Raw genomic sequence first — 15,969 nt, 5'->3', positions numbered from 1 at the left:
GGGAAGCCATGGCGGAGGAACGGCGGCAGGAGCGGCGCGGCGTCGCGTGGCTGGTGTGCGGGCGGCGCACCAAGTGGCTGGTGGTGCTGTTCTGGCTGGTGGTGATCATCGTCGCGGCGCCCCTGGCCCAGAAGCTCACCGACGCCCAGGAGAACGACGCGGAGTCCTGGCTGCCCGGCTCCGCCGAATCCACCCAAGTCCTGGACATCTCGGCCGAGTTCAGGCCCGAGGTGATCCCCGCGATCGTCGTGTACGCCCGCGAAGGCGGCCTCACCGCGGCGGACCGCGTCCGGATCGCCAAGGACGTCCGTCAGGCCAGGGAATTGCGCGCCCACGGCATCCGCGGCGCCGAGACCCGCGGTCCTCTGTACGACGAGAAGGCGGGCGCGGAGGCGGCCCAGGTGTACGTCCCGATCACCATGGACGCGGAGGGCTGGGAGCGCATCGGGCCCGCCGTCGACAGCATCCGGGAGCGGGTCGGGGACGGCGGCGACGGCCTCGCCGTGCACATCACCGGGCCCGGCGGCACGGGCGCGGACTCCGCCGAGGCCTTCGAGGGCATCGACTCGACGCTGCTGCTCGCGGCGGCCGGCATCGTGATCGTCATCCTGCTGTTCACCTACCGCAGTCCGACGCTGCTGATCGCCCCGCTGCTCGCCGTGGTCACCGCCCTGTTCACGGCCCAGGCCCTCATCTACCTCCTCGCCGAGCACGCGGACCTCACCGTCAACGGCCAGAGCGCGGGCATCCTGACGGTCCTCGTCTTCGGCGCGGGCACCGACTACGCGCTGCTCCTGGTCGCTCGCTATCGCGAAGAACTGCGCCGGCACGAGGACCGTCACGAGGCGATGGCCCTCGCCCTGCACCGGGCGGGCCCCGCGGTCCTCGCGTCGGGCGCGACGGTCGTTCTGAGCATGCTGATGCTGCTGGCCGCCGAGATGAACTCGACGAGCGGCCTCGGCCCGGTCGCCGCGATCGGCGTCACGGTGGGGCTCCTTGCGATGCTCTCGCTCTTCCCCGCCCTCCTCGTCATCTTCGGCCGGTGGTTCTTCTGGCCGCTGATCCCGCACTTCGGCTCGCCCGAGCCGACCGAGCGCGGCCTGTGGGCGCGCACGGGCCGGCGCATCGACCGCCGCCCGCGGCTGATCTGGGGCGTCACGGCGGCGGCCCTCGCCCTGCTCTCGCTCGGGCTCCTGCAGCTGCGGGCCGAGGGCCTCAGCAACGCCGACGCCTTCACCGAGAAGCCGGACTCGATCACCGGCCAGGAGGTGCTCGCACGGCACTTCCCCGCGGGCTCGGGCGATCCGCTGGTGATCGTGGCGGGTGAGGCGCAGAACGACGCCGTCGCCCGCGTCGTACGGAACACCCGTGGCGTGGTGCCCACGAGTGTCACGCGGCCGCCGGGGACGAAGGCCGAGCACGACGGCAAGGTGCTGTTCGAGGCGACACTGACCGACCCGTCCGACAGCGCGGCCGCCAAGCGGACGGTGGAGCGGGTGCGCGACGCCGTGCACGCCGTACCCGACGCGGGCGCGCAGGCGGGCGGCGGCACGGCGGCCCTGCTCGACATGGACCGCGCCACGGCCCACGACAACAAACTGATCATTCCGCTGGTCCTGGCCGTGGTCCTGCTGACCCTCGCCGTGCTGCTGCGCGCGGTGGTGGCCCCGCTGCTCCTCGTCGCGACGGTGGTCCTGTCCTTCGCGACGGCCCTCGGCCTCAGCGCGCTGGCCTTCCGCCACCTCTTCGACTACGCGGGCGAGCCGACGGACTTCCCGCTCTTCGTCTTCGTGTTCCTGGTGGCACTCGGCATCGACTACAACATCTTCCTGTCCACCCGCATCCGTGAGGAGGCGGGCCACCAGGGCACGCGCGCGGGCGTCCTGACCGGTCTCGCCGCGACCGGCGCGGTGATCACGTCGGCGGGCCTGGTCCTCGCGGGCACCTTCGCCGCGCTCGGCACGCTCCCGATGGTGGCGTTCGCCGAGATCGGCTTCGCGGTGGCGCTCGGCGTACTGCTCGACACCTTCATCGTCCGCTCGGTCCTGGTGACGGCACTGTTCCTGGACATCGGCCCGAAGGTCTGGTGGCCACACCCGCTGGCGCGCCGCCCGGAGGACCGGGGCCGGACGGGCCCTAGGCCGCCTTCGTCCTCGTCGCCGGAGTGATGGCGAGGTGGCGTACCTGCGGCAGGAGCAGCGGGAGCAGCGCCGCGGCCGTGACGAGGGCCGCGGCCCACGCGAGGGTGGTGTGCAGCCCGAGCCTCTCGGTGACGGGTCCGGTGAGGAGGTAGGCGACCGGGACGGGCAGTATCTGCCCGAGTGTCGAGTACGAGAGGACCCGGCTGAGGCGGTCGCCTGGGATGCGTTCCTGCAGGAGCGAGAGCCATACGACCATGGCGAGCTCCAGGCCCGCGCCCGCCACGACGAAGGCGGCCACGAGCGCGGGCAGCGGGGCGCGGACGGCCATCGCCGCGAGGGGCAGGGCCAGGGCCACGGTCCCGCCGCACACGACGGCACCGGCCGCGGACGGCCGCCACGCCAGTGCCAGTGCGGCACCCGCGAGCAGGCCGCCGGTGAAGGCGGACACGACCACACCCCACAGTGCGGCCCCGCCGAGGACCCGTTGCCCGTACAGGGGCCCCAGCACCTGATAGCCGGCCAGCCAGGCGGAACCGGTCACGGCGGCCTGGCACACCATCACCGCCAGCCAGCGCCGCCGCCACACCTCCTGCCAGCCGCGGCCCATCTCGCCGCACAGACCCGAGCCCGGCCTCCCCTCCCGGGGTGCCGCGGAGTCCGGGCGCGTCACCGTCCGGGGCACCTTGATCCGCGCGAACAGCACCGCCGACACCGCGAAGGTGACCGCGTCCCAGACCAGTGCCAGGGCCGGGCCCGCCGCGGCGATGAGCACACCGCCCAGCGCCGGGCCGGCCAGCTTCCCCACGTTCTGCCCGAACTTCAGGAGCGCGTTGGCCGTGCGCCGCTGCCCGGCCGGTACCACCTGGACGACGGCGCCGTCCGCCGCCGGGGCGAAGAAGGCTCCCGCGGCACCGCACACCCCCGACGTGACCGCGAGCTGCCACGTGTGGACGGCGCCGGACCAGATCAGACACGCGGCCGCCGTCTCCGCGAGCGCGCAGACGACGTTGGACCACACCATCACCCTGATACGGCGGTACCGGTCGGCGATCACGCCGCCGACCGGCAGCAGGACGATCTGCGGGAGGACACCGGCCGCGAGCACGATCCCCAGGGTCTGCGGGCCGCCGCCGGTGGAGAGCGCGGCGAACGCGAGAGCCAGCGGGGCGACGGCCGATCCCGCCCACGACAGCAGGTAGCCGCACCAGTGCAGCCGGAAGCCGCGCCGGGCGAGCGGCACGACGGCCTCGCGCAGCCGGGCCCGCCACGTGGCCCGTACGTCGGGCCGTGGCTCCGTCGGATCCGGCGGCGCCGCGCTGACCGGCTTCACTCCCCGCCCCTCCGAAGCACGCGGTCCCGGTGCGGTGGAACCGGGTGACGAACGGAGACTCTAGGACGGCGAAGGACCCGCACACGGCGGACGCGCCAGCCGCGCCCGTGCGGTCAGCCGTCCGAGGGAGGGTGAGACGTACGCCCGGATTCCTCGACGGCCCTTCGGGCAGCTCAACGCAGGGCTGTGGTCTGGTAGAGCCACTGGCCGACCGAGCGGCGCAGGCGTGTGCGGCGTGGGGTGGCGAACCCGGCTTCGGTGAGGCATCGGGTCAGCTGTGCGGGGCTGTAGAGGGTGCCGTTGGACGTGAGGTGGAAGAGGAGTTCGCGGGCGCATTCATCGGCGCGTGGGCGGCGGCGGGTTCCGGGTTCGAGGAACATGCCGAGTACGGCGAAGGTGCCGCCTGGCCGCAGCGCGGTGTGAACCCTGCGGAAGAGGGCGGGGATCTCGTCGGGCTGGAGGTGGTGGATGAGGTTGAAGCACAGGACCACGTCGTGGTTCGTACCGAGGTCGGCGGTGCGGGCGTCGCCTTCGCGGTAGGTCACCAGGTGGTCGGCTCCGGCTTGGCGGACGATGTCCCTGCCGACGGCCGCACTGCCTGGGAGGTCGAGGATCGTGGCCCGCAGCGCGGGGTGTCGTCGGCAGAGTTCGGTCGCGAAATGCCCGTGTCCGCCGGCGATGTCGAGGACGGTGCGTGCTCGGGGAGGAACCCGGATGGCTGCCACGGTCTCGGGCGCGGTGAGCCGCGCCATCTCGTACTGGCCGGTGATGTAGTCGTGCCAGTACTCGTCGTCGGGTGCGCAGGCGTGGTGATCGAGGATCTCCTTGCCGCGTGCTACCTCGGGCAGGCCCATCCACAGCGGCCACAGGTTCTTCATGCTGGTCATCACGTGGTTGACCGAGACGTTGGACGACGTGAGCAGCCATCGCTCCGCACGTCTGGTGAGCGTGTACCGGCCGCGGCGGATTTTCAGGTATCCGAGGGACCGAAGGGCGTCCAGCAGAAGCCGGGCGGTGTCGGTGCGCAGCGTGAGTCGGGACGCGAGTTCCTCCGCGGTCGCGGGGCGGCGGGCGAGTTCCTCGGCCAGCCCCAGTCTGGCGCCGGCGATCAGTGCCCCCGACAGAGCCATGCCTGCGACGGTGTGGACGGCGGGGAGCGGGAGGAGGGGTGTGCGCAGAGCGAAGCGTTCCAGCAGGGTGTCGCCGCGGAGTTCGAGTCGCACTCTCAGGCCTTCCTTCCTGTGGGGTGGGCGAGTCGGGCCAGGGCATCGGTATGGGGTCCCCGCGGCAGGCCGTCGAGAGCGTCGCGGGCCAGTTGCTCGTGCCGGTCGGCGATCTCGTGCGCGGTGGCCAGGGCTCCGGTCGTACGGAGCAGGGTCCGCAGGCGCGTGGAGGCGCGGGCGGGGTCTGTCGTGGTCGTCAAAGCCTGGACCAGGCGGTCGCGTTGCGGGGCGCCGGCCCGCTCCCAGGCCAGCAGGAGCGGATACGTGGGGCGGTGGTTTCGGATGTCGCTGTCGGCAGGCTTGCCCATGACCGTGAGCGTGCCGCGGTCGTAGGGCAGGAGGTCGTCGCGCATCTGGAAGGCCAGCCCGAGGTGTTCGCCGAACTTCGCGAGCGCGGCGGTGTGGACGTCACCCGCGCCGGAGAGGACCGCGCCGACCTGGCATGCGGCAGAGATGAGTACCGCGGTCTTCCGGCGCGCCATCCGCGTCCAGCGGCTCGTACCGCACGTCAGGTCACCGGACATGGCGATCTCCTCGGCCGCCCCTCGGCACGCCTCCTGCGCGGCTTCGGCCTGGATGGCCAGGGACCGCGCGACCCGGTGGGGTGCCGCTCCGCGTGCACCGCATTCGGCCAGTGCCGAGAACCACGCGAAGTACAAGGCGTTGCCCGCGATGATGGCCCGGCTCGTTCCGAACCGGGTGTGCGTGGCAGGTCTGCCCCGGCGTACCGCGTCCTGGTCGATGATGTCGTCGTGCACCACGCTGCCCACGTGCGCGCACTCGAACCCGACAGCCGCCGGCAGGACACGTTCCAGCGAGCCGCCCACCGCGAGCGCGCTGAGCGCGACCAGCCGGGGGCGCAGGAGCTTGCCCGCCGGGACCAGCGCGTAGCGCACGATCGCATCCAGTCCAGGTGCACCGCCCGGCCAGCGGGCTGCGAACTCCGCGCGCAGAGCCCGTGTGAGGCCGTCCGCGGGCATGCCCCTGTGGGGCAGCCGTGTGGTGTGAACGGTCATTGCCATCCCCTCTCTCCGCTGGTGCGGCGCGTCGTCCGATTGCGTCCTCAGTGCGGAGCGCCCCGCAGAACGCAGAGTTCCGCCGCCGTGAACGGCGGCTGTGTCAGCGGGGGACGCAGCGGTCCGCGCACGGCCGCGGCCAGCACCTTCGCGGTGAACAGCGAGCTGCGCGGGCGCAGCAGCGAGTGCATCTCCAGGACGGGGTAGAGCACGGAGGGGTCGCTGTGGGCGACCAGCAGCAGCCGGTCGTAGATCCGTAGCCACGCTTTGGCTCCATACGGGCGGCGGGTGCCGATCACGTCCGGGTAGAGCGCGTCCAGCGCGGTCGAGAGCCGCCATGCCTGGCGGAATTCCCGGCTCACCACCCGCTGGCAGCGCCGGGCGCCGTCCCCCTCGAGGCCGTCCCGCTCCATGCCGGCCCGCAGGGCCACCACCGAACGGATGGCCGTGGACATGCCCTGCGCGTAGACGGGGTTGAACCGGGCGACGGCGTCGCCCACCACCACGAACCCGCCCGGCCAGTGACGGGCGCGCTCGAAGTAGTGGCGCACATTGGCAGTGGATCTGTATCCCCGTGGAGCGGTCAGCGGGGTGCCCACCGCCATCAGACGGCTGATGACCGGGTCGGGCAGGGATCGCGCGAACGCGGCGAACCCGACCTCGTCCGTGGGAGGTTCGGCGCCACGCGTGCCGCACAGCGTGATCATCCAGCGCCCGTTTTCCACCCGCAGGGCCACCCCGCCCACGCCTGGCCGCTCCAGGCACAGGTCCGGTTGGACATAGACCAACGGGAACCGCCCGGCTCCGTCAGGGGCCTGGTACACGCGCGTGCTGTAGGCCAGACCCGAGTCGACGCTCCGGACCGCCACCTGGCCGACGCCCAGGTCGGCGAGGAATCGGACGGCGGTCGATCCCCGGCCTCGCGCGTCGACCACGGCATCCGCGTCCAGCACCCGCTCACGGCCTTCCGGCCGCGGCCGGACCCGCACACCGCGCACACGGACGCGGTCGCCTACGAGACCCACGACCTCTGTGCCGTCGAGGACCCGCACACGGCCGGCACCGAGCACCCGCGAGCGAACCACCCAGTCCATCAGCGGCCTCGATGCCGTCATGACGAACAGGTGGCGTGGAAGTCTTTCGACCCACCCAGCACCTGTTCGGGTGACCACACCATCGGGGATCCCGAACCGATGAGCTCCCGCGGCCACCATCTCGTCGAGGATGCCCGGCAGCAGTGCCTCGATGGCGAGGGCGCCTCCGTGCCCCAGCACATGCGCATGCCTGCCCTGGGGCACGCCCTTCCGGTCGGCTGGTCCGGCGGGCAACCGGTCACGCTCGACGACGACCACCTCGCCGTACCGCTCGGCGAGCACGTGGGCAGCGAGCGTCCCGGCCGGCCCGCCGCCCAGGACCACCGCGCGGCGGGTACTCAAGATGCCCCTGGGCCACAGCCCCGGTCCGGCCCGGCAGAGGCGGTCGTGGTGGTGTCCGGGCCGCCGTCCTGGCTGTGCCCGGCCGTGTCGGCGCACGTCATGCTGGGGCCTTTCGTCGGGCCGGAGATCGGTCCCGAGACGGGGCCACCGGGTTAACGACACGACGACCCACACGGGCACGGACGAGCCCGCCCCCGAAAAGCACTGACGTGTGTGTCCGCCGCTGCCCGATCCGGCAGGACGTCGACGCCCTACAGCCGTCAGGCAGTACGCCGGATCAGTGCCAGGTACATCGCGTCCGTCCCGTGCAGATGCGGCCACAGCTGTACGTCGGGTCCGTCGCCCAGGGCCGGAACGCCCGGCATCAGGGGCCGCGCGTCGACGAGTTCGGCGCCACCGCCGTGCTTGAGGACGTCGTCCACGACGGCCCGCGTCTCGGCGAGGTGCGGGGAGCACGTGGCGTATCCGACGATGCCGCCGACCCGCACGGACTCCAACGCCGTGCGCAGCAGCCCGCGCTGGAGCGGGGCGAAGCCCTCCAGGTCCTGCGGGCGACGGCGCCAGCGGGCTTCCGGGCGGCGGCGCAGCGCGCCGAGTCCGGTGCAGGGCACGTCCATCAGGACGCGGTCGAAGGTGCCGGGCATCCACGGCGGGCGGGTGCCGTCGGCGGCGATGACCTGGTAGGGGCCGGGGTTCCCGGCGAGCGCCTGGGCGACGAGGCCGGCCCGGTGCGGCTGCTTCTCGGCGGCGAGCAGCACGGCGCCGCGCTGGGCGGCGAGTCCGGCGAGCAGGGCCGCCTTGCCGCCGGGGCCCGCGCAACCGTCGAGCCACTTCTCGTCGGATCCTTCGAGCGGGGCGTTCGCGAGTGCGAGCGCGACCAGCTGGCTGCCCTCGTCCTGCACGCCCGCGCGCCCCTCGCGCACGGCCTCCAGGGAGCCGGGCTCGCCGCCCTCGCTGAGCCGCACGGCATACGGCGACCAGCGGCCGGGCAGCGCGGAGTCCTCGCCGACGGAGTCGAGGAGTTCGTCGGCGGTGGCGCGGCCGGGACGCGCCACGAGCGTCACCTCGGGCCGTTCGTTGTCCGCCTCCAGCAGGTCCTCGATGCCGGCGCGGCCGCCGCCGAGGGAGTCCCACAGCGCGGAGACGACCCAGCGGGGGTGGGAGTGGACGACGGCGAGGTGGTCCTCGGCGTCCTCGTCGTACGGCGGCGCGACCTTCTCCACCCAGCCGTCGAGGTCGTCCTGGGAGACCTTGCGCAGCACGGCGTTGACGAACTTGGCGCGCCCGTCGCCGAGCACCACGCGGGCCAGCTCCACCGAGGCGGAGACGGCGGCGTGGGTCGGGATGCGCGTGCCGAGCAGCTGGTGCACACCGAGGTTGAGCACGTCGAGGACCGGCGGGTCGACCTCGCGCAGCGGCCGGTCGACGCAGGCCGCGACGATCGCGTCGTACGTCCCCTGGCGGCGGAGCGTTCCGTAGACCAGCTCGGTGGCGAGCGCCGCGTCGCGCGTGTCGAAGTCGCCCTTCTCGCGCGCCTTCCTGAGGAGGGGCGGCAGGACGAGGTTGGCGTACGCGTCGCGCTCGTCGACCGCCCGCAGCGCCTCGAAGGCGAGGAAGCGGACGGGGTCCTTCTGCGGGCGGCGGTAGGGCTTGCCGGGCTTGCCCGAGGGCTTGCGGGGTCGCCGGTTCGGCTGGTCGTTCAAAGGTGCTCCGCTGCTGGATTGGGTCCGAACCCACTCAGCCTACGTCGCCGCGCCCCATCCGCTCACCCGGGGCGATCCGGACCCCGCGCGCCCAGTCCGCGCCGCGCATCGGCTTCTTGCCCTGCGGCTGGACCCAGAGCAGCTCGACGGCGTGCGAACCGGAACCGACGTACACGTTGTTCTTTGCGGCGGAGATCTCGCCGGGCGCGAGGTCGGTGCGGTCCTGGACGAGCGCCGCCTGGATGATCTTCAGCCGCTCGCCGCGGAAGACGGTCCAGGCGCCGGGAGCGGGGGTGCAGCCGCGCACGACACGGTCCACCCGCATCGCGGGCGCCGCCCAGTCCACCCGGGCGTCCTCGACGGTGATCTTCGGGGCGAGGGTGACACCGTCGGCGGGCTGCGACACCGCCTTCAGGCTGCCGTCCTCGATGCCGTCCATGGTCGCGACCAGCAGGCCGGAGCCCGCGAACGCGAGACGCGTGAGCAGGTCCCCGCTGGTGTCGGTGGGCCGCACCGTTTCGGTGACCGTCCCGTACACGGGCCCGGAGTCGAGGCCCTGCTCGATCAGGAAGGTGGAGGCGCCGGTGATCTCGTCGCCCGCCATCACCGCGTGCTGCACCGGCGCGGCGCCGCGCCACGCGGGCAGCAGCGAGAAGTGCAGGTTGACCCAGCCGCGGGCCGGGATGTCCAGGGCGGCCTTCGGCAGCAGCGCGCCGTACGCGACGACGGGGCAGCAGTCGGGGCCGATCTCGCGCAGCCGCGCCAGGAACTCCTCGTCGCGCGGCTTCGCGGGCCTCAGCACCTCGATGCCGGCCTCCTCGGCGCGCTCCGCGACCGGGCTCGCGACCAGCCTGCGGCCCCGCCCCGCGGGCGCGTCCGGGCGGGTCACCACCGCGGCCACCTCGTGCCGGTCGGAGGCGATCAGGGCGTCCAGTGCGGGGACGGCGACCTCGGGAGTGCCGGCGAAGACAAGCTTCACTGAGGGGTACCTCGGATCTCTGGTCAGTGGTGGTCAGGGGGTGGGGCGACGGCAGCACACCAGTCTATGGGCCGCGCACGGACCCCGCCCGGGCCGGTCGTCCCCGCTCGTCGGCGGCGCTCCCCCGCCGGGGGCGTACGCATCGGCGCGCGCCCTGTGCATATGCATATACGCCCCTGCACCGTGACCCCACACGAACTAGCGCGTTGGTCAAGAAAGAGTTGACCACAACGGGCCGCCGTCGCGGCCCGATCCTTTTCAACGCCGGTTCGAGAGGCTTGTTCATGGCCGACCACGCAACCCACGACGCCCAGGCACGGGCCAGCCTGCACCTCCTGGTACGGGACATCGAGCGGGTCCGGCGGCAGGTGGACGCGCTGCGCACCCTCACCGCGCAGCTCGGCAACGTCTACCGCCCGCGCCGCTCCAGCCCGTCCGCGGGCTTCGTCGTGTACGGGCGGGCGCCCGCCCCGACCGTCCGTCTCGCCCAGGAACTCCGGGACAGCGTCGAGACGCTGGTCACCGCGGCGGTGGACTTCGACCGCTCGCTGGGGTTCTCGTGGGACGCGGTGGGCTCGGCCCTCGGCGTCACCAAGCAGGCGGTCCACCGCCGTTACGGCGCGCGCCGGGCCACCACGCAGGCGGCGGCCGAGGCGGAGCGCGCGGCGGAGACCCCGACGCCCACGGTCACGTCGACGGCCACACGTCCCCTCCCGGTCGGCGTCCCCCTGCCGTCCGTTCCCGCGGCCCGCACGATGCCGACGCAGCCCACGGCGGGCAGCCCCACCCTCCGCGACGAGCCCAGGCCGACGGCCTTCCCCGGCCCCCGCAACGGCTGACCCCACCCACCGGACCGCTGCCCTCTCGCGCCTCCGCCAAGGCCGGGAGGGCAGCTTCACGCGACGCCCCTCCCCTCTCCCCGCCAGGGACGAGAGCACAACTGCACGCGACGCCCCTCACACTCCCCCGCCCAGGGCAAAGGGGCACCCTCACGCGGAGGCGCCGTTCCACCGCCTCATCCGATGTCCAACGGATCCACCCGCACCCGCACCGGCTCTCCCCCCGCCTCACGCGCGCCCTTCGCCCCGCGCGCCATGCGCGCCGCCTGCGCCGTCTTCAGCGAAGCGGCGAGAGCGGCCCCGCTGCCGGGCGGCACCCGGATCAGCACCCGCTCCCACAGCTCGGACCCGGGCGGCGCCCCCGCACCGCCCCTCGCCCCCCCGGAACCGGCAACGGCAGGACCACCGGCCCCACCGCCCCGCACCGGAACCGGCCCCAACACCACAGCGTCCCCCGGCAGTTCCGCGCCCGTCAGGAACTCCGTCAGCGCCTCCGGCGGACCGGACACCGATGCCATGCGCGACACCGGCGGGAAGCCCAGCTCGGCGCGTTCCGCGAGTTCACGTACCGCGTGGCCCACCGGGTCCCACCGCACCAGCGCCTGCACGGGCCGCAGGGTCGGCTCGGCCACGACCACCACCGTGCCGCCCGCGCCCTGCGGACGGACCAGTGACGCGGCGCCGACCCACCGCCGCAGCGCGTCCTCGCCCGCCCGCAGGTCGGGGCGGCCCAGCATGGCCCAGCCGTCGAGCAGCAGGGCGGCCGCGTAACCGCCCTCGGCCACGGGCTCCGCCCCCGGCGTGCTCACCACCAGCGCCGGCGCCCCGGGCACCGTGTCGAGGACCTGCTCACGGCCCGACGTCCGCACCGGCACCGCGGGGAACGCCCTGCCCAGCTCCTCCGCGGTCCTGCGCGCCCCGACGACCTGCGCCCGCAGCCGGAACCCGCCGCAGGACTCGCAGTGCCAGGCGGCCTCCTCCACCCCGCACCAGCCGCACCGCAGCGCGGACCCGCTCTCCTGTGCCTCCAACGGTCCCGCGCACCGCCTGCACCGCGCGGGCTCACGGCACCGCTCGCAGGCGAGCCGCGGCACATAGCCGCGCCTCGGCACCTGTACCAGGACGGGTCCGTGCTTCAGCCCCTCACGGGCGACCTGCCACGCCAGCGTCGGCAGCCGCGCGGCCCGGGCCGCCTCGTCCCGCGCGAGGTCCAGGTCGCCCACGGTCCGCACGAGCGGCGCGGCCCCCCGCACCTGCTCACGGTCGGCGACGAGCGGCGCGGCCCACCCGCTCTCGACGAGCTGCGCCGCCTCCACCGTGCAGCTCCAGCTCCCCAGAAGGAAGCCGCACTTGTCGCGCGTCGCCCGCAGTTCCAGCACTTCCCGCACATGAGGGAACGGGGCCCGGTCGTCGCTGTGGTTGGAGTCCCCGTCGTCCCAGACGACGACGAGCCCCGGGTTCCGTACGGGCGCGAACATGGCGGCCCGGGTGCCGACGACGGCCCGCACGGTCCCGCGCCGCACGGCGAGCCACTCCTGATAGCGCCGTTCCTGCCCGGCGTCGGCGGTGAGCAGCGCATGCTGCCCGGGGCCGAGCAGTTCGGTGAGCGCGGCGTCCACGCGCGCGGCGGGCCGTCCGGTCGGCACGACGACGAGCGCCCCCCGCCCCGAGGCGAGGGTGGCCTGGACGGCGCGGGCGATCTCCTCGGCCCACCGGGGTCCCGGCAGCGCCGTCCACACGGCGCGGGGTGCGCCCCCGGATGCGAGGGACCGCAGGAAATCCGGTCCGTGCCCGTACCTGCGCCAGCTTCCTGGTTCGGGCGCGGCCGGCGGGGCGGGCGGCTCGGGAGTCTTCTTGGCCTCAGCTCGCGCGTGCCGGGGCGGCACCGCGAGCTGCAGCACGTCGGCGAGGCTGCCCGCGTAACGGTCGGCCACGGCCCGCGCGAGGTCCAGGAGCCCCGGGTCGAGCACCGGTTCCGGCGACACGACCTGGGCCAGCGCCGCCAACGGCCCCGAGTAGTCGGTCTCCGCGCACCGCTCGACGATGAAACCGTCGATCAGCCCGCCCCCTTCGCGCCGCCCCTCCCGCACGTTCCGCGATCCGGCCCCGAACCGCACCCGGACCCGCACCCCGGGCTGCGCCACGGCGTCCAGCTCCTCCGGCACGGCGTAGTCGAAGTAGCGGTCGAGGTGCAGCACACCCTTGTCCACGAGCACGCGCGCGACCGGCAGCTCCTTGGCCAGCGCGGCCCCCCGCCAGGTCCGGGGCTTGGCACGCGGCACCTTGGCCCTGCGCACCGACTCACGGATCAGCGCAAGCTGCTCCGGCTCCTCGGCTCCCCCACCCTCGACCCCTTCGTTCTCCCTGCTCACAGCTGCATTCCTACCAGACCGCACTGACACGTCCGCACGGCCGCGAAAACGCCGAGGCCCGGCACCCCCGAGAGGGGTACCGGGCCTCGACCGTGACCGGGAGACGGCCTGGACTACACTCCCGCCGCCTTCCGCAGCGCCTCCACACGGTCCGTGCGCTCCCACGTGAAGTCGGGGATCGCACGGCCGAAGTGGCCGTACGCGGCGGTCTGCGAGTAGATGGGGCGGAGCAGGTCGAGGTCGCGGATGATTGCGGCCGGGCGCAGGTCGAAGACCTCGCCGATGGCCGTCTCGATCTTGTCCGTGTCGATCGTGGCCGTGCCGAACGTCTCGACGAAGAGGCCGACGGGCTCGGCCTTGCCGATGGCGTAGGCGACCTGGACCTCGCAGCGGGCGGCGAGACCGGCGGCGACGACGTTCTTGGCGACCCAGCGCATCGCGTAGGCGGCGGAACGGTCCACCTTGGACGGGTCCTTGCCGGAGAAGGCGCCGCCGCCGTGGCGGGCCATGCCGCCGTAGGTGTCGATGATGATCTTGCGGCCGGTGAGGCCGGCGTCGCCCATCGGGCCGCCGATCTCGAAGCGTCCGGTCGGGTTGACCAGCAGGCGGTAGCCCTCGGTCTCCAGCTTGATGCCGTCCTCGAGGAGGGCCTTCAGCTCGGGCTCGACCACGAACTCACGGATGTCGGGGGCCAGGAGCGAGTCCAGGTCGATGTCCGAGGCGTGCTGGGACGAGACCACGACCGTGTCGAGACGGACGGCCTTGTCGCCGTCGTACTCGATGGTGACCTGGGTCTTGCCGTCGGGGCGCAGGTAGGGGATGGTCCCGTTCTTGCGCACCTCGGAGAGGCGGCGCGAGAGGCGGTGCGCGAGGTGGATCGGGAGCGGCATGAGCTCCGGGGTCTCGTCGCAGGCGTAGCCGAACATCAGGCCCTGGTCGCCCGCGCCCTGCTTGTCGAGCTCGTCCTCGTCGCCCTCGACACGCTTCTCGTACGCCGTGTCGACGCCCTGCGCGATGTCGGGGGACTGCGAGCCGATGGACACCGAGACGCCGCAGGAGGCGCCGTCGAAGCCCTTCTTCGAGGAGTCGTAACCGATCTCGAGGATCTTGTCGCGCACGAGCTGCGCGATCGGCGCGTACGCCTTCGTCGTGACCTCACCGGCCACGTGGACGAGGCCCGTGGTGATCAGCGTCTCCACGGCGACCCGGGAGGTCGGGTCCTCCCGCAGAAGCGCGTCGAGAATGGTGTCGCTGATCTGGTCAGCGATCTTGTCGGGGTGACCCTCGGTCACAGACTCCGAGGTGAAGAGGCGCCGGGACACATCGCTCCCTGTGGTTGCAGCGGCTGCTGGCTGATCATGGGTGGACGGCCGGGAGCTGCGCCCGGCGTCGTCCGAGACCAGTTTATCGGTCACACTCGGCCGCCGGACCACATGTCTCGCCACTTGGGAGCCCTGTGACCTGCGACACTGCGTTGCGCGGTACGACGATCGGCCCTCCCCGGGAAGCCTCGTGCCCTATTTTGCCGGGTTTGAGGCGCCCGATGAGGCGAAGATGACATTGAGCCCTGCCCCGGGACGCCCCGTCAAGACAGACGCTCGAATATGGCCGAGTTCCGGATGGTGAGACAGAGGCGACAGAAAGTCGACAATAAGTGGGGTGGCGTCAGGAGAGGCGCTGCGCGACGAGGTCCCAGACGGTGTCCGCGAGGGCTTCCTTGGGTCCGTGCGGCACCGGCGTCTCGCTGCCGTCCGCACCGAGTACGACCGCCTCGTTCTCCTCCGAGCCGAAGGTCTTGCGCTCGCCGACCTCGTTGACGACCAACAGATCGCAGCCCTTGCGGGCGAGCTTGGCGCGGCCGTTGGCCAGCACGTCGTCCGTCTCAGCGGCGAATCCGACGATCACCTGGCCGGGGCGGGACCTCTCCCCCGCGATCTCGGCGAGGACGTCGGGGTTGCGGACCAGCGCGATCGGCGCGGGCTCCTGGCCGTCCTTCTTCTTGATCTTTCCTGTGGCGTACGTCTCGGGGCGGAAGTCGGCCACGGCGGCCGCCATGACCACGGCGTCGGCGTCGGCCGCGGCCTTCACGACGGCCTCGCGCAGCTGCACGGCGGTGCCGACCGGCACGACGTCCACGCCGGCCGGGTCGGGCAGCGCCGCGTTGGCGGCGACGAGTGTGACGCGGGCGCCGCGGGCGGCCGCGCTGCGGGCGAGCGCGTAGCCCTGTTTGCCCGAGGAGCGGTTGCCGAGGAAGCGGACCGGGTCGAGGGGCTCGCGGGTGCCGCCGGCGCTGACGACGACGTGGCGGCCCGCGAGGTCCTGGGCCAGGTCCTTGCGCGCGAGGACGCGGCGGACGACCTCGAAGAGCTCGACGGGGTCCGGGAAGCGGCCCTTGCCGGTGTCGACGCCGGTGAGGCGGCCGACGGCGGGCTCGACGACGAGAGCGCCCCTGCGGCGCAGCGTGGCCACGTTCTCCTGGGTGGCGGGGTGCTCCCACATCTCGGTGTGCATGGCGGGGGCGAAGACCACCGGACAGCGGGCCGTCAGGAGCGTGTTGGTGAGCAGGTCGTCGGCGAGTCCGTGGGCCGCCTTGGCGAGCATGTCGGCGGTGGCGGGGGCGACGACGACGAGGTCGGCGTGCTGGCCGATGCGGACGTGCGGCACCTCGTGGACGTCGGACCAGACCTCGGTGGAGACGGGGTGGCCGGAGAGCGCGGACCAGGTCGCGGCGCCGACGAAGTGCAGCGCCGACGCGGTCGGCACGACACGTACGTCATGGCCGGACTCGGTGAGCCGCCGCAGCAGCTCGCACGCCTTGTAGGCGGCGATGCCGCCGCTGACCCCCAGGACTACCTTCGGCTTCTCGGCCACTGCCTCTGTCTCCCCGCACTCGGATGCGTACTGCTCCATGACACACCACAGGCCCGGCA

11 protein-coding genes are annotated in these 15,969 nt (G+C 73.3%); 2 read left to right on the top strand and 9 right to left on the bottom strand.

The window, feature by feature from the left end:
• The first annotated feature begins 8 nt into the window (after positions 1–8).
• On the top strand, positions 9–2,168 hold the full coding sequence (locus AC07DO_RS26195) for an MMPL family transporter (RefSeq protein ID WP_479063084.1): 2,160 nt from the start codon (positions 9–11) through the stop codon (positions 2,166–2,168).
• Here the strand turns inward: AC07DO_RS26195 and AC07DO_RS26190 are convergent.
• The 6 genes from AC07DO_RS26190 to fmt form a co-directional block, all read right to left on the bottom strand.
• Complete coding sequence (locus AC07DO_RS26190) at positions 2,137–3,471, bottom strand: MFS transporter (RefSeq protein ID WP_479063082.1); 1,335 nt, start codon at positions 3,469–3,471, stop codon at positions 2,137–2,139. The genes AC07DO_RS26195 and AC07DO_RS26190 overlap by 32 nt on opposite strands.
• A 173-nt stretch (positions 3,472–3,644) precedes the next feature.
• Positions 3,645–4,694 (bottom strand): methyltransferase, encoded by a 1,050-nt coding sequence (locus tag AC07DO_RS26185; RefSeq protein WP_479063080.1) that lies wholly within the window; start codon positions 4,692–4,694, stop codon positions 3,645–3,647.
• Positions 4,695–4,696: 2 nt separating this feature from the next.
• Entirely contained in the window at positions 4,697–5,710 is a 1,014-nt protein-coding gene (locus tag AC07DO_RS26180) for a polyprenyl synthetase family protein (RefSeq protein WP_479063078.1), read from the bottom strand.
• A 47-nt stretch (positions 5,711–5,757) separates the two neighbouring features.
• Complete coding sequence (locus AC07DO_RS26175) at positions 5,758–7,146, bottom strand: NAD(P)/FAD-dependent oxidoreductase (protein WP_479063077.1); 1,389 nt, start codon at positions 7,144–7,146, stop codon at positions 5,758–5,760.
• Positions 7,147–7,406: 260 nt separating this feature from the next.
• Positions 7,407–8,849, bottom strand: coding sequence for an RsmB/NOP family class I SAM-dependent RNA methyltransferase (locus AC07DO_RS26170; RefSeq protein ID WP_479063075.1), 1,443 nt, complete (start codon positions 8,847–8,849; stop codon positions 7,407–7,409).
• 34 nt (positions 8,850–8,883) lie between these two features.
• Positions 8,884–9,828 (bottom strand): methionyl-tRNA formyltransferase, encoded by a 945-nt coding sequence (gene fmt / locus AC07DO_RS26165; RefSeq protein ID WP_479063074.1) that lies wholly within the window; start codon positions 9,826–9,828, stop codon positions 8,884–8,886.
• A 284-nt stretch (positions 9,829–10,112) separates the two neighbouring features.
• On the opposite strand from fmt, the gene AC07DO_RS26160 reads away from it, so the two are divergent.
• A complete protein-coding gene (locus tag AC07DO_RS26160) occupies positions 10,113–10,667 on the top strand; it encodes a hypothetical protein (RefSeq protein WP_479063072.1) in 555 nt (184 codons plus the stop codon).
• 176 nt (positions 10,668–10,843) lie between these two features.
• Here the strand turns inward: AC07DO_RS26160 and AC07DO_RS26155 are convergent, their stop codons facing one another.
• The 3 genes from AC07DO_RS26155 to coaBC all read right to left on the bottom strand — a co-directional run bounded on the left by AC07DO_RS26155 (position 10,844) and on the right by coaBC (position 15,949).
• Positions 10,844–13,039, bottom strand: coding sequence for a primosomal protein N' (locus AC07DO_RS26155; protein WP_479063071.1), 2,196 nt, complete (start codon positions 13,037–13,039; stop codon positions 10,844–10,846).
• A 113-nt stretch (positions 13,040–13,152) separates the two neighbouring features.
• On the bottom strand, positions 13,153–14,361 hold the full coding sequence (gene metK, locus AC07DO_RS26150) for a methionine adenosyltransferase (RefSeq protein WP_479063069.1): 1,209 nt from the start codon (positions 14,359–14,361) through the stop codon (positions 13,153–13,155).
• A 343-nt stretch (positions 14,362–14,704) separates the two neighbouring features.
• The gene (coaBC, locus tag AC07DO_RS26145) at positions 14,705–15,949 is read right to left on the bottom strand and encodes a bifunctional phosphopantothenoylcysteine decarboxylase/phosphopantothenate--cysteine ligase CoaBC (RefSeq protein WP_479063067.1); all 1,245 of its coding nucleotides are present in this window, start codon (positions 15,947–15,949) and stop codon (positions 14,705–14,707) included.
• Between the last annotated feature and the right edge of the window lie 20 nt (positions 15,950–15,969).

It is taken from the genome of Streptomyces sp. NPDC045678, from assembly GCF_056432085.1.
The sequence above is the reverse complement of the archived record's forward strand: the minus strand, read 5'-3'. Positions and strand labels throughout refer to the sequence as shown.